The sequence below is a fragment of the Citrobacter sp. TBCS-14 genome (assembly GCF_005280805.1).
Taxonomy (GTDB): Bacteria; Pseudomonadota; Gammaproteobacteria; order Enterobacterales; family Enterobacteriaceae; genus Citrobacter; species Citrobacter gillenii.
Genome location: NZ_SZWM01001348.1, coordinates 345 through 561 on the forward strand (window position 1 = coordinate 345; position 217 = coordinate 561).

Consider the following 217-nt stretch of genomic DNA (forward strand, 5'->3'; position numbering starts at 1 on the left):
GCGGTAACCGCCAGTTAGTTTATGCCGATCATGGACAGATCGACGGACAATTACTGGATTTGCCCCGACTGAATCTGACGGAACTTCCCTCCAGTGCGGCACATACTCACCAGCATGCTGATAAAAAAGGGCTGGCAGCACTAAGCCTGCCTGCCCAGCAACGCTGGCGCCGCAGTCTGAACAGCGGTCAGGGGCATCAGGCCTGCGGCTGGATTTT

1 pseudogene is annotated in these 217 nt (G+C 56.7%); it reads left to right on the forward strand.

Annotated features, from left to right (window positions below):
* Window positions 1-217 (forward strand): annotated as a pseudogene (locus FDX22_RS32405) (hypothetical protein); the annotation flags it as partial.